This is a genomic window from Paenibacillus sp. sgz302148, assembly GCF_056120465.1.
Map to the genome: position 1 here is coordinate 37,658 of NZ_JBVYOJ010000014.1, position 13,242 is coordinate 50,899.

Genomic DNA, 13,242 nt, shown 5'->3' on the forward strand with positions numbered 1-13,242 from the left:
CCTTTCCACAACTGAACATAGTTTCCATCGTTTATTGCATTACTTGGTTTGCCGGGTCGGCGGCATCACCCCCATTGCAGCGGAAGCCGCTTCAGCCCGAGTATATTGAAGCTCGTTAACGGCTCAAGCTCGGCTTCCGCCGGAATGCGCAGCTCGGCGATGCGCGCGGTCAACACTTGAAGCGCGACAGTGGCTTCCAGCCGGGCTAGCGGTGCACCGAGGCATTGGTGGATGCCGTGCCCGAACGACGTATGCGGACTGGGCGCGCGCGTAATGTCGAACGTATTCGGGTTTTCGTATTTAGCCGGATCGCGATTGGCGGCCCCCATAAAGACGACAACCCGCTCCCCCGCTTTGATGTGCGCCCCGCCCAGTTCGACGTCCTGTGTCGCGATACGGTACATCAACTGCACGGACGTGCGATAGCGCAGCACTTCTTCAACCGCGCGTGAAATCAGCTTTTCGTTCTCGCGCAGCATTTCCCATTGTTCCGGATACTCCGCAAAAGTACGGATGATGTTGGTCAGCAAATTCGTTGTCGTTTCGTTGCCGGCGACGAGCAGCAGCAAACAGAAGTTGCTGGCTTCGAGGTCGGTGAGCTGCCTTCCCTCAATTTCCGCGGCCGCCAATCTCGAGATTAGATCGTTCTGCGGCTGCTCCCTCCGCTCATGGATCATCTTTTGAAAATAAGCTTGCATGTCACGGAACGCGGTTACGTGCTCCGGCAATTCCTCCGTGACGCCTGTCAGCAAACGCTCCGAAATTTCGACGACAATATCCGACCATCGCTTGAACATCGGATGATCTTCCTCCGGCACGCCAAGCATTTCGGCAATGACCGATACCGGCAGCGGGATCGCGAAGTCTCGCACGAAATCAAACTGCTCCCGGTTCTCGGCATGATCCAGCAGTTTGCCCGCAATTTCCCGGATTCTCGGCTCCAGTTCGGCGACGGCACGCGGCGTGAACGCATGGGCGGCAAGCGCACGCAGCTGCGTATGGCGCGGAGGGTCCATGGCCTGCAGTTGATTATCAAAAGCCAGATTTTCCGACAATCCGTCGAATACCGCGGACGAAAACGTATGCGGATCGTTAAACACGCGGCGCACTTCCTCATAGCGAAAAACCAAATACGCGCCGAATTGGGGGTTGAACGCGACTGGAGCCTTCAGCATTTCGGCGTACCATGGGTACGGATCCAGCCGCAAACTTTTCAATGCATCGGACATTGTGAATCCTCCTCTTTGACCCTGCTTCATTTTTTATTGGAGATAAAGATATCGCCGTCGCCGAACTTCACTTGCATGTTCAAGTTTTCGCTTACAAACCGCAGCGGTACCATCGTGACGCCTTCTTTGGCGGTTGGAGGGGCGTCCAGCATCGTCGGTTGGCCTTTGACGTAGGCTTCTTTTTTATCAAGCTGCAGCTCGATTTTATTGCCGTCTTTCGTAATCGTTATCGATTTGTTCTTGCCGTTCCATTCGACCGTTGCCCCTAGCGCTTGACCGATAAACCGGAGCGGCACCATCGTACGGCCTTCATAATAATAAGGAGCTGCATCCAGCGTCTGCTCTTTGCCGTTGACAAGGGCCTTGGTAGATTCCATGCGCAAAGTTATGGCGATCGACGGCTGTTCGCTAGCCGTTTGTTCAGTGATGAGCGGCACGTGCAAAACCTCATAATTCGGATCGACAACCATCAAGGTTACTTCTTGTTCGTTCGTGGCTGGGACCGTGACTTGGAAATCTCTGAAATTTTGCTTTAAGATCATCTCGTCGTCCGATTCCGGCTCCGCTTTCCCGACCGTTCTTAAGTCCTGCAAATAAATCCAGTTCGGACCGATTTTGGTATAAAATTTAATGTGGCTGCTGTAATAAGGTGAGGTGTATTTTCCTTGAACGAGCCACGTTCCGTCATCATTTTTCGATGCGGTGACGGTCGAATCGTCGATCAGGTCGTATTCTATCCAAAGATAGAGCTCCTCCTTATAGCCATCCTTCCTGGTTGCCGTGAGCGTAATCGATTTGTCCAATCCTCTAAATCCTACAAACCTTTCGTATTCTATCTTTGATTTTCGTACATCGAACGATTCTTTATATTCCCCGCTTCTTAATTCAACAATTTTTATCGAGCTATCGAGCATTTGACCGGAAATGTAGAAGCCAAAATTTTTGGTGTAGGGTTGGTATCCTACTTTAGCAATAAGCGACTTCACGTCGAACAAAACGTAATCCTGTTTGGTGACCTCTATGGGTCCATTCGGAGTACCGTCTGCGTTATACACATAATACTGTTTGCCTGCCGGAAGATTCGAAAATACGGCACCGCCCGTCGCATCCAATACGGCCGATTTCACTAACGTGACTTTCGTATCCGTCTTTTCTTGTAACGTCACCCGGACGTTTGGCGTGCCGCCGCTAACTTCGATTTTTCCCAGGCCGCCCGCGACGCGCAACGGTTTAACCGGACCGGGATTCGGTTTTGGATCCGGATTCGGTTTTGGATCCGGTTTTGGATCCGGTTTTGGATTTGGCACCGGAGTCTGGGAAGAGCTTCCCCCTTGCGGCTTTTTATACTTGATCGGCTTCGATGCCACGGTCCCTTCCGGCGTTTCGATCTCGAGCACGTAATACTGCGTTTCTTTGATCGTACCGTTGTCGCTTGCATACAAATCCCAACTTAACGTTCCTTTGAACGTGCCGACTGGTTCCTTCACGTCTTTGCGAAAACCGGGGTTAATGACCTCATTGCCGTCCATAATGCCCAGCAACCAGCCGGTCGTCGCCCGATTCGTACGCCAGACGCCTTGGAAATTATCTTTGCCATACTCATCCGTCGAGCGAAGAATGACGGCATGAATGACCGTGTCCTGCGCCAGACTCAGACTTAATTTAAAATGTCCGTCTTTGTTACCCTCCGGCGTGAAATCCGCCGAACCGACGACATCCTTCGCCGTATCCAGCAAGCTGAATTCCTTAATCTCTACGCCTGCGGGCACCGTCTCGCCGAACGCGGACGCAACGCCGGCCAAAGCGAGCATGCCTGCCAGGACAACACAGATCAATGCGGAAACGAACCTCATGCGAAAAATAAACATTGGAAACGGGTCCTCCTTCTAGGGGATTGGGAGTAAATTACCTGCGTTCGACCGTTACGCGGATTCCTCCCCGCGGAGCTAACGTGAGCAGCGGCTCCGGAACGACCGGCGGGTGATCCGGGATATGGCGCAGACGGAAAGATTGGCCGACCGTCGCCAGAATGATGACCATCTCCATCATCGCGAAATGGTTGCCGATGCACGATCTCGGACCTGCGCCGAAAGGAAAATAAGCCATCATCGGAAGCGATTTGACGTAATCGTTCTCGAACCGTTCCGGCCGAAACGTTTCCGGATCGTCGAAATAAACCGGGCTCATATGGAGCGGATACGGGCTGATCATCAAGGCTTCGCCACGGCGGATCGGCAGCTCTCCCAATTGAATGTCCCGTAACGCCGTTCTGGTGGTAAGATAGCCTGAAGGCCGCAGCCGAAGCGTTTCCCACAACACGTTTTGCGTATAAACAAGCTCGCCATAATGCTCTGCGGTCGGAAGCTTGCCGCCCAGAACCCGGCTCCACTCTTCGACTAATTTCTCCTCGACATCGGGCCTCCGCATCACAAAATCGAACGCCCACGCCAGCGTATGCGCCGTTGTTTCGTGCCCGGCCAAGAACATCGTCATCAACTCGTCGCGCAGCTCGCGATCCGTCATGCCGGTTTGATCCTTCTCGTCGACGGCCTGCATAAGAACGGCCAGCAGGTCATGGCCATCGGCTTGCCGGCTCGCTCTGCGCTCGGCAATGATGCCGAACACGATGTCGTCCAATGCCCGGAGCGCTTCCGTATACTCGCGGTTTTGTTTCGTCGGGATCAGCAGCGGGAGTCTGACAAGCGTCCGGATTTTCTCGGAAGCGATGCGATTGATCGAATCGAACGCCTGTTCGATCTGATTCAGCCTTTCCGTAGAATCGTAACTGAACATCGTCCTGGCTATAATGTCAAACGTGATCACGAACATATCGCGGGTTAAACTCCGCTGCTCGCCGGACACCCATTGTTCCGTCAGGCTTCGCGTGCTTTCCGCCATCTGCTGCGCATATTTCTGGATATGCCCGCGCGTAAACTTCGGCTGCAGGATGCGGCGCTGTCGGTCATGATGAGCTCCATTACTCATGACAAGTCCTTCGCCCGTCAGCCGTTTGATTTCATCGAATGCACCCGCTTTGCTGAAAGCATCGGCCTTCGTCACCATCACTTCCTTCAACATGCTCGGATGAAATATGGCGTAAAACTTTTGCGGTCCCAGACGATACCTGGCGTAATCGCCATATTGCAAGTGCAGGCTCCTCATAAACAAAAGAGGGTCCTCGCGAAAAGCTTTTAAAGAACCGCCTAGGAATGTTTCCTTCGGCAGTTCGGATTTCTGGATTGTCATCTCTCGCTTCATCTTATCGTTTCCTCCATGTATAGCGCGGGCAATCGGCCGCCGTCATCGCCAAACGCTCTACGGCAGTCCGACTTCCAGTTCGCTTAAATAGTTCGAGGTTGATGCTCCTCTTGGCTTGTCGAATTCGACTTCGGCGGATTCCGCATATTTGCCGACATAGTTGATCCGGATTTGCATGGGCATCGGATCGTGCCCTTCCGGCAGCCATTTGGCGGTCGCCTTGTACTTGCCGATCGGGATCTGATCGACGCCGAGCCCCCCTTCGACAGGACCTACCCGTTTGACCAGCGTCTGGCCTGCGCTGCCGTCGAGCAGCGGACCGACGGGCGTGAGCGTAATTTCCAAGTCGCTCATGTTGAACTCGGGTAAGCCGTCGTCGAACGATAATGGACCATAAATAAAAATTTGTCCGTTAAAATCGTTCCATGTAAAATCCCGAACGCCCCCCTTGCTCCCGGCAAACGACTGGTCGAGATCGGGTTTTAGCTTGAAGATATACTTTTTGCCGTTATACGGAACGGTATGTTCTGCGCTCATATTCCAGGAGGTGGCGATATTCTCGAGTTCGATCCGGTACAGGCCGTTTTCGTCCGTAACCCCGATGATGTTGCTGTCGTAGCTCAGCGTGTTATCCGCATATACGTTAACGCCCGGCAGCGGATTGCCTTGTGCATCGCGCACGTGGCCTTTGACGACAAAAGCCTCCTCGTTTTCGGCCGATGGGGAGGATTCGGCAGATTCGGCAGAATCCCCTCCCACGGTCTTGGCTTCCGTCTTGCCTACATCGGATGAGATTCCCTTGCTGCAGCCGCTCACACTGAGCGTGATGCAACTCATCAGTGTAAAACCAAACAACACCGTCTTCCATGTATTGCTCAACCGCTTCTTCATCCGCTCCTCCTGCTGTCTGAGTTTATGGAAGCTTGACTTCCAGCTCGCTCAAATATTTGGATGTCGATGTTCCCCGAGGCTCCGCGAATTCGAACTCCGCGGAATCCGCATATTTGCCGACATAATTGAGTCGGACCTGCATCGGTATCGGATCGTGCCCTTCCGGAAGCCATCTGACGGTCGCATTGTATTTGCCGATCGGAATCCCGTCGATGCCGAGCCCGCCTTGCACCGGACCGACCTTTTTCGTAATCGTTGTGCCTGCGCTGCCGTCAAGCAGCGGACCAACAGGCGTGAGCGTGATTTCCAAATCGGTCATATTGAAATCGGGCAAGCCGTCATCGAATGATAAAGGACCATAAATGTAGATTTGTCCGTTAAAATCCTTCCAGGTGAAATCCCGGACGCCCCCCTTGCTTCCCGTCAGCGACAGATCGATATCGGGGCTCATTTTGAAGGTGTACTTCTTGCCGTTATATGGAACGGTATGTTCCGCACTCATGCTCCAGGAAGTGGCGATATGCTCCAATTCGATTCGGTAGTGCCCGTTTTCGTCGGTGATTCCGGCAATATTGCTGTTGTAGAGCAGCATGTTATCCGCATATACCTTGACTCCCGGAAGCGGATTGCCTTGTGCGTCGCGAATGTAGCCTTTGACAACGTACGGTTCCGCTTGCTCCGGTTTCGACGGGTCCGTAGGCTTCGATGGATCGGTCGGTTTCGGATCCGTTGGTTTCGGATCGGTCGGTTTCGGATCCGTTGGTTTCGACGGATCTGCCGGACCGGCCTCATCGAGTTGGATGACCGTTACCTTGCCTACATTGGAAAGAGACAATTTATATCCGCTGTTCTCCGAAACAAATCGCAGAGGCACCATCGTGCTTCCATTGATGGTTTGCGCCGGCACGTCTAAGGTGACGTTGTTGCCGTTGACTTTGGCGGTTTTACTGTTAATCGTCAATTCGATCGCAAGATCCGCTTTCGTTCCGGTCGCTTTCTGAACGCCCCCTTCATCAAGCCATTTCACCGCAAAACCGAACGTTTCGAACAGCTTCCGGAACGGGACAAGCGTCCGGCCGTCCTTCTGCACGGGCTGCGCATCGCCAAAATCAATAAACTGTTCCTTGAAAAAAACTTGAATTCCGGATGCAGGCACCGGCTTTGGCGTAGGTCCGGTCGTTGCGTCCGGTATCGGGTTCGGTTTTGGATCGGTCGTCGTGTTCGGATTCGGATTCGGATTTGGTTTCGGCTCCGACGTAGTATCCGGCTTCGGGTTCGGTGTCGGATTTTTAGGCGTCGTCGTCGTATTTCCTCCGGAAGACATCGGCTTTTTGTATTTGATCGGTTTGGACGAAATCGTGCCTTGCGGGGTTTCGATTTCCAACACATAATACTGCGTTTCCTTGATCGTTCCATTGTTGCTGGCGTACAAATCAAACGTAAGCTCTCCTTCGAACTCGCCGACCGGATCTTTTATATTTTTGCTAAAACCCGGATTGATGATTTGACTTTCATGCTTCGTGCCTGTAGGGGTCGTTACTGTGATGTCCTGCACGATGCCGAGCAGCCAACCGGTGGTGACACGGTTCGTCCTCCATACCCCCTGCTGGTTATCCTTGCCGTATGCATCGGTTGAGCGCAGAACTACGGATTGAATCGTCGTCTTCTGGGCGAGGTTCAAAAGCAGCTTAAAGTGGCCGTCCTTGTTGCCCTCCGGCGTGAAGTCCGCCGCACCGACAACGTCGGACGCCGTGTCCAGCAGACTGAATTCCTTAATATCCACCCCCTCCGGCGCGGTTTCGCCAAAGGCGGATGCGATACCGGCGAAAGCGAGCGTCCCGGCCAACATCGAACAAATAACGGCAAATCGTATTTTTTTGCTTGTTTTCAGCATTGTAACGAATTTCCTCCCATGGTTTCTTTTTGTACATTAAAAGCTTAGCACGCCCGCCATTCGGAGCGGCAGTACTCGTTCGGATACTTCCGAGTAGCTTAAGGAATACTTTTGCATTCGGATACTAATCTTCGCTGCAACTCATCACCTGTTTAAAGATTGCATAGTCATGCCGGATGATTTGTCGCGTAATTTACCTGCAAAGATGCAGTACCCCATGCCCACGTAAGCAAGTCCCCAGAAGAATGGGAAATATTTGTTGTCGTCGACCGGAAGAAACGCGGTCAGCAGAATCAGCAGCAGCAGGACGGATACCCAGCGCGGGAATACACCAGCCCGGAACGTCAGGATCGTAAAAACAAGCGTGCCGCCGATAAATCCGATCATACTGATCATGCTCGTGATCGCGAACAGCAGGTTATCCGGATTTTCCTCCGGATTGCCCGAGACGAACGAATGCCACACCATCGCCGTTGTTACGATATTGCCGGTAATAATCGCAAGCGTCGTAATAAATCCCGTCACCCCGGTTTCACGCGACTGCACCATGTAGGTGACGATCGTGCCGATCGACATGAGCACGCAGGCGATAAACCCGAAGGTCAGCTCCTGTGGGCTGTCCGACCCCCAAATGATTGCGGAAGGGGTCATGCCTATGCGTGCAATGCCCGCCAACAAACAAACCATGCCTAGCCCTTTAATAACCTGTTTTTCATTCAATTTGTGTCAACCTCCAATTTTTTCATTTCATGCTGTTTCCTCGATCATCTTAACCGACGGGAAATCACGGATCATAGGGCAGGCCGTTCCTTTTTTTTTACGGGAAATTGGAACGAGAAATCCGGGAAATTCGGGAAAAACGGGAAATTCGGGACGAGATTCGGGAAAAGTGGAAAAATGCGTATTCATCTTGCGGAGCGGTAAGCTATAATCGGATATATCCGAGGTAAGTGATGATACTCGGAAGATGTTCGGCGGAGAGGACGAAGATGAGATGAGGGAGATCGCGCAACGAAACGGGAGCCCGCGTACCCGCGAACGGCGGCCAGTCGGCTTTGGGGTGATTATGCTGCAGCTGGCGTTCATCGCCTTCTGCCTGATCACGATAGCAATGTATATCGGGAGCATTCCGGAATATTTCACGAAGCTGGCCAACGTTTGTATCCGAAGCGGATGCGGCGACGCCGTCCCGGCTATGCCGATGCCGGACAACGGGCTCACGACGAAATCTTATTCCTTGCTCCTCGTCTTGATCGATTGCGGATTTACGTTCGTATTTTATACGGCTGCCGCAATCGTTGCGTGGAAAGGCTTCCGTGAACCGATGGGGATGTTGACCGCGCTTGTTCTGGTCTCCTTCGGCACCTCCTTCCCTTCCTTAGCAAGAGTCGCTTCCGGCGAGGTCGGGGTCGATCATTTATGGTTTGCTTTCGTTTCAATGATCGGCTGGATTTCGTTGTGTTCGTTTTTCTTTTTATTTCCGGACGGACGTTTCGTCCCCGGCTGGTCGCGGTATTATTTGATCCTATTTGCAGCTGTTGATGTCTGTAACTTTTTGTATGGCGGGAATATGTGGGGGCAGCTTTCGGCATACGTTCAGCTTGCATGGTACGCCGGCTCCATGCTCATTTTTCTGTTTGCGCAAATATACCGGTATCGCAAGCTTTCCACACCGACCCAGCGGCAGCAGACTAAATGGGTCGTATACGGGGCCGCGATCGGACTCGTCGGATTTGTCGCGACCAGCATCCTGTTCGCCCCGGAATTCAACGACGGCTCTGCGATGACGTTCTTGTATTTGAATCTTATCCTTCACGGTGTCCTATTGGCCATCCCCGTTACTTTAACAATGGCCGTATTGCGCCGGAGGCTGTGGGATATCGACCCGCTCGTGAACCGGACGCTCGTTTATTTGGCTTTGTCGGTCTGCGTCGTGTTGTTGTATACGGCGGCGGTGCTTTATTTGAGCCGCTTGTTTCAAACGAAGGATAACTTCATCGTCTCCCTGATCGCAACCGCCGTCGTGGCCGTCGCATTTGCTCCGCTCAAGCAGTGGCTGCAGGTGCAGATCAACCGGCTGCTGAAGGGAAGGCATGACGATCCGTACGCCGTGCTGCTGGACCTCGGCAACCGGCTGACCCAGTCGCGCGCGCCGGAAGATATGGTTGCCGCCATGGCCCGGGCGGTCCAAGAGGCGCTTCGGCTGCCTTATGTCGGCATCTCCATCGGGGTCGGCGGACAAGAAACGCTGGTCGCTTCGGCCGGAGAACCTGTTCAGGAGCTTCACGCTTACCCCATCGTTCAACGTGGACAAGAGCTCGGGACGCTACATGCCGCAAGCCGTTCCCCAGGAGAAGCCTTTTCCTCCGAGGACACTTTGCTTCTGGATGTTCTGCTGCGGCAAGCGGGACCCATTGTGGAAAATGTCAACATGACGCTAGGTATGAAGCTGCTGGCCGAGGATTTGCAGGAATCGCGCGAGAAGCTCGTGCTTGCGCGCGAGGAGGAGCGCCGGCACATTCGCAAAAACTTGCACGACGATCTTGCCCCGAGGCTCGCCGCGCTTGCCCTGAATGCCGCGACCGTGCAAAAATACATCGTGAAGGAACCCGCCATTGCGAGCGATATGCTTACCGACCTGCGCAAGGAGATTCGTTCCACGGTGGAAGAGATTCGCACGCTTGTGCACGATTTGCGCCCGCCTTCGCTTGATGAGCTAGGGCTGATCGGCGCGATTGAGGAACGCATCGCAACGCTGTCCAAACCGGCCCAACTGCTGGCAGGCGAACGTGGAGCCGAACCCCTGCACATCCGGCTGCACGCTGCGCTTCCGCTGCCGCCGTTGCCGGCCGCCGTCGAGGTCGCCGTATACCGGATCGTGACGGAATCGCTCGTCAATGTCGTGAAGCATGCCCAAGCGACGATGTGTACGGTTCGGTTGGATATTTCGCCTTCAAGTCAATTGGCGGTGGAAATCTTAGACAACGGCAGCGGCATTCAGGCCCGCCCGGCGCCAACCGGCGGCAAAGGAGGCATCGGGCTAACCTCGATCCGGGAACGCGCTGCGGAGCTTGGCGGACAATGCACGGTGGAACGGGCGGATGGCGGCGGAACGCGGATTATTGCTATTTTGCCCCTGTAGAAAGGAGAGGTTCGTTCGATGAAAATATTGATTGCGGAAGATCACCCGCTATTTCGGAGCGGTGTACGGAATTTGCTGAACACAACGGGCGATCTGGAGGTCGTGGGCGAGGCTTCGAACGGTGACGATGCACTGGCGCTTGCGGAGCAGCTGCAGCCTGACCTGATTCTCATGGATATTCGCATGCCCGGCTTAAACGGCATCGAAACGACGCGGCTGATCAAGGAACGGTTTCCTCGAATTGAGGTGCTCATCTTGACGATGTTCCGCGACGATCAATCCGTGTTTACCGCCATGCGGGCCGGGGCCAAGGGCTATGTGCTAAAGGATGCGGACGAGGACGAGCTGCTGCAATCGATTCGAAGGGTTGGGGGCGGCGGGGCCGTGTTCAGCTCGGATATCGCGGAGCGGATGATCCATTATTTTTCGGCCCCCCATGCTGAAACGGATACGCCGACGAAGCATCCGGCATTTGCCGAGCTGACCAAGCGGGAAGCGGAAATTTTGACGCGAATGGCGGAAGGGGAATCGAACCAGCAGATTGCGGCCCGATTGCATATCAGCCCCAAGACGGTGGCGAATAATGTGTCGTCCATATTAAGCAAACTGCAAGTTGCCGACCGTCACGAAGCCAAGCGGCTTCTCGAGCAGTCTCGAAAAAACGAGGAGCGTTAAAAGCCGACTTCCGAAGGCAACGAACGATATAACCATTCGTTGAACGTCAAGGATATCGAGTAATTCAATCGTAGGAGCTGAACGTAGGGGTGTGCGGCAGTATCTTTTTCCCCGGTCCCACACTTTGAGTTCTTGATGAAGAAAAATCCCGCACCAAAATGGCGCAGGATTTTATTTTTTTCTTCATTAATAGTATTTTCAACTCTTAAAACGAAGCGTAATTTCATGGAGCTCATAAGCCATATTCGTTAGCGCTTGAACGGCCGATGAAATTTCTTCCATTGTCGCCAGTTGCTCCTCGGAGGCAGCTGCAACACTTTCTGTTTTGGCAAAAGTGGCTTTCGTGATGTTCTCCATTTCCTGGAGAGATGCGGTTATTTGCTCGCTGCCGGCGGACATTTGCTCGGAGGATGCGGATACCTCCTGCATTTGATTGGCGACCTCTTGCACTGCGTGCATAATGTTGTGGAAAGCTTCGCCAGCCTCGCGTACGATAACCGACCCGCTCTCTACTTCTTTGCTTCCCTTCTCCATGGCGATGACGGCATGGGTGGTTTCGTTTTGGATTTGACGAACGATGGCCGATATTTGTTCGGCGGATTGCCGCGATTGTTCAGCCAGCTTTCGGACTTGACCTGCAACGACGACAAAGCCTCTACCATGTTCTCCAGCTCGAGCTGCCTCGATCGCTGCGTTCAAAGCGAGCAAATTCGTCTGTGAAGAAATATCTGTAATTACATCAACGATCTTCCCGATCTCCTTGGAACGATTCCCGAGTTGATTTACGAGAAGTGCGGAGTCGTTAACCGAAGTTCGAATCATCTCCATTTGCTCGACGGCTTTTTGAATGGCAATATTCCCCTCTTCCGCCTCTTTGGAAGCATCCATGGACATGGAAGATACGCTGCCGGAGAAATCGGCTATTCGATTGATGCCTATCGCCATCTCTTCCATCGCTCTAACGCTTTCGGTCGTGCTTTGAAGCTGACTGTCAGCACCGGATGCAATCTCCTGGATTGCGAGCACAACTTGATTCGTCGATTCGCTGGATTGCTCCGAGCTTGCGAGAAGCTGCTGCGAGCTTGCGGACAAGTTTTGCGATTCCATTCCAATTTTTACGATGATTTCTCTCAGACCTGCGATCATACGATTAAAATCTTTCGTAAGCAAGCCGATCTCATCGGAAGAGCGGTAATCGCCTTGAACGGTCATATCCCCGTCCTGCGCTTTCGCCATCCATTGCTGAATGCTGTGAATCGGTCTTGTTATCATATTGGCGATCACATAACCTAGCGTCGAGCAGAGTAGGATTGTTATCAAGGTTACGATGATAATAATAGCTGTTGCGGATTTGGAGCTTTGAATGCTTTCTTCATAAAATGCTTTAGCATCCTCGGTATTGTATTGAACTACGGTTTCAAGGCTTTTGATCATTTCGGCGCGTATAGGTTTAAACGCGTTGACATACTCTTTATGCGCCTCTTCTTTTTTGTTTGCAACCGCAAGCTCGTCGACCTTTTTCTTTGCTTCGTTGTTTTTCGGGATCAAGTCGATAAATTTTTTGTATTGCTCCTGTGCACGCGGCGATAATGTGATCTGCTCCAATTTTTTCCGTGTCGCTTGGTTTTTTTCGCGCGTTTGCGTAATTTGCTGTTGAATTTGTTTAATAATGGCCTCGTCCTTCGCGAGCAGAAGCTCGAGCTGTAAGGCGTCCATCTGCGAGTTCCCGAATAATAAAGCTTCGATCAAGCTGTTCGGAATCATTTTCTCTTCGTACATGGCACGGGCATTTTTTCCCATCGACTGCATGACGACAAAACCGGAAATGCCGATAACTAACATCAAAGTAATGGCAAGTCCGAGAATCCCGAAAAATTTAGTTCTGACCTTCAAATTGCGTATGTAACTCATGCAGCATCACCCTTCTTCGTCCTCTTGAGCAATGATTTCCCTAAACAAAAAATAGCAACAAAAAATCCACCCCAAAAAAAGGATGGATTTTTAGAAAAAACCCCCTATTTTCGGCGGCTCGGCTGCCATAGAATGCTTATCGCACTCCTTAGGCCCGTGGCTTTGCGTCCTCCCCTTTCAGGAAGTATGCCATTATCGTTACGGGTATATAGGCTCTGTTTCGAAAGTATATTATAGTCAAA

Annotated in this window: 9 protein-coding genes and 1 riboswitch; of the genes, 2 read left to right on the forward strand and 7 right to left on the reverse strand. The window is 52.6% G+C overall.

All coding sequences use genetic code 11. The features are described from left to right. Positions 1-65: 65 nt before the first annotated feature. The 6 genes from AC0LWM_RS20555 to AC0LWM_RS20580 all read right to left on the reverse strand — a co-directional run bounded on the left by AC0LWM_RS20555 (position 66) and on the right by AC0LWM_RS20580 (position 7,992). Positions 66-1,229: a cytochrome P450 gene (locus AC0LWM_RS20555; RefSeq protein ID WP_474676860.1), complete on the reverse strand. Its 1,164-nt coding sequence runs from the start codon at positions 1,227-1,229 to the stop codon at positions 66-68. A gap of 26 nt (positions 1,230-1,255) precedes the next feature. Further along, a complete protein-coding gene (locus tag AC0LWM_RS20560) occupies positions 1,256-3,097 on the reverse strand; it encodes a copper amine oxidase N-terminal domain-containing protein (protein ID WP_474676861.1) in 1,842 nt (613 codons plus the stop codon). Between the two features lie 37 nt (positions 3,098-3,134). Next, entirely contained in the window at positions 3,135-4,487 is a 1,353-nt protein-coding gene (locus AC0LWM_RS20565; protein ID WP_474676862.1) for a cytochrome P450, read from the reverse strand. Positions 4,488-4,544: 57 nt separating this feature from the next. Next, complete coding sequence (locus AC0LWM_RS20570; protein WP_474676863.1) at positions 4,545-5,378, reverse strand: Ig-like domain-containing protein; 834 nt, start codon at positions 5,376-5,378, stop codon at positions 4,545-4,547. 22 nt (positions 5,379-5,400) lie between these two features. Further along, positions 5,401-7,272, reverse strand: a complete 1,872-nt coding sequence (locus AC0LWM_RS20575; RefSeq protein ID WP_474676864.1) for a stalk domain-containing protein — start codon at positions 7,270-7,272, stop codon at positions 5,401-5,403. 144 nt (positions 7,273-7,416) lie between these two features. Next, positions 7,417-7,992, reverse strand: a complete 576-nt coding sequence (locus AC0LWM_RS20580) for a hypothetical protein (RefSeq protein WP_474676865.1) — start codon at positions 7,990-7,992, stop codon at positions 7,417-7,419. A 274-nt stretch (positions 7,993-8,266) separates the two neighbouring features. Here AC0LWM_RS20580 and AC0LWM_RS20585 point away from each other — a divergent pair, with 274 nt between their 5' ends. Both AC0LWM_RS20585 and AC0LWM_RS20590 read left to right on the forward strand, forming a co-directional pair. Beyond that, positions 8,267-10,414: a GAF domain-containing sensor histidine kinase gene (locus AC0LWM_RS20585; RefSeq protein ID WP_474676866.1), complete on the forward strand. Its 2,148-nt coding sequence runs from the start codon at positions 8,267-8,269 to the stop codon at positions 10,412-10,414. Positions 10,415-10,432: 18 nt separating this feature from the next. Further along, the gene (locus AC0LWM_RS20590; protein ID WP_474676867.1) at positions 10,433-11,089 is read left to right on the forward strand and encodes a response regulator; all 657 of its coding nucleotides are present in this window, start codon (positions 10,433-10,435) and stop codon (positions 11,087-11,089) included. 198 nt (positions 11,090-11,287) lie between these two features. Here AC0LWM_RS20590 and AC0LWM_RS20595 read toward each other — a convergent pair whose 3' ends face one another. Next, entirely contained in the window at positions 11,288-13,000 is a 1,713-nt protein-coding gene (locus tag AC0LWM_RS20595; RefSeq protein WP_474676868.1) for a methyl-accepting chemotaxis protein, read from the reverse strand. Between the two features lie 109 nt (positions 13,001-13,109). Next, positions 13,110-13,201, reverse strand: a riboswitch (cyclic di-GMP riboswitch). Positions 13,202-13,242: the final 41 nt, after the last annotated feature.

Coding starts and splice junctions, on each gene's coding strand:
- AC0LWM_RS20565 (WP_474676862.1), bottom strand. CDS start 4,487: ATGAAGCGAGAGATGACAATCCAGAAATCCGAACTGCCGAAGGAAACA.
- AC0LWM_RS20585 (WP_474676866.1), top strand. CDS start 8,267: ATGAGGGAGATCGCGCAACGAAACGGGAGCCCGCGTACCCGCGAACGG.
- AC0LWM_RS20570 (WP_474676863.1), bottom strand. CDS start 5,378: ATGAAGAAGCGGTTGAGCAATACATGGAAGACGGTGTTGTTTGGTTTT.
- AC0LWM_RS20590 (WP_474676867.1), top strand. CDS start 10,433: ATGAAAATATTGATTGCGGAAGATCACCCGCTATTTCGGAGCGGTGTA.
- AC0LWM_RS20555 (WP_474676860.1), bottom strand. CDS start 1,229: ATGTCCGATGCATTGAAAAGTTTGCGGCTGGATCCGTACCCATGGTAC.
- AC0LWM_RS20575 (WP_474676864.1), bottom strand. CDS start 7,272: ATGCTGAAAACAAGCAAAAAAATACGATTTGCCGTTATTTGTTCGATG.
- AC0LWM_RS20560 (WP_474676861.1), bottom strand. CDS start 3,097: ATGTTTATTTTTCGCATGAGGTTCGTTTCCGCATTGATCTGTGTTGTC.
- AC0LWM_RS20595 (WP_474676868.1), bottom strand. CDS start 13,000: ATGAGTTACATACGCAATTTGAAGGTCAGAACTAAATTTTTCGGGATT.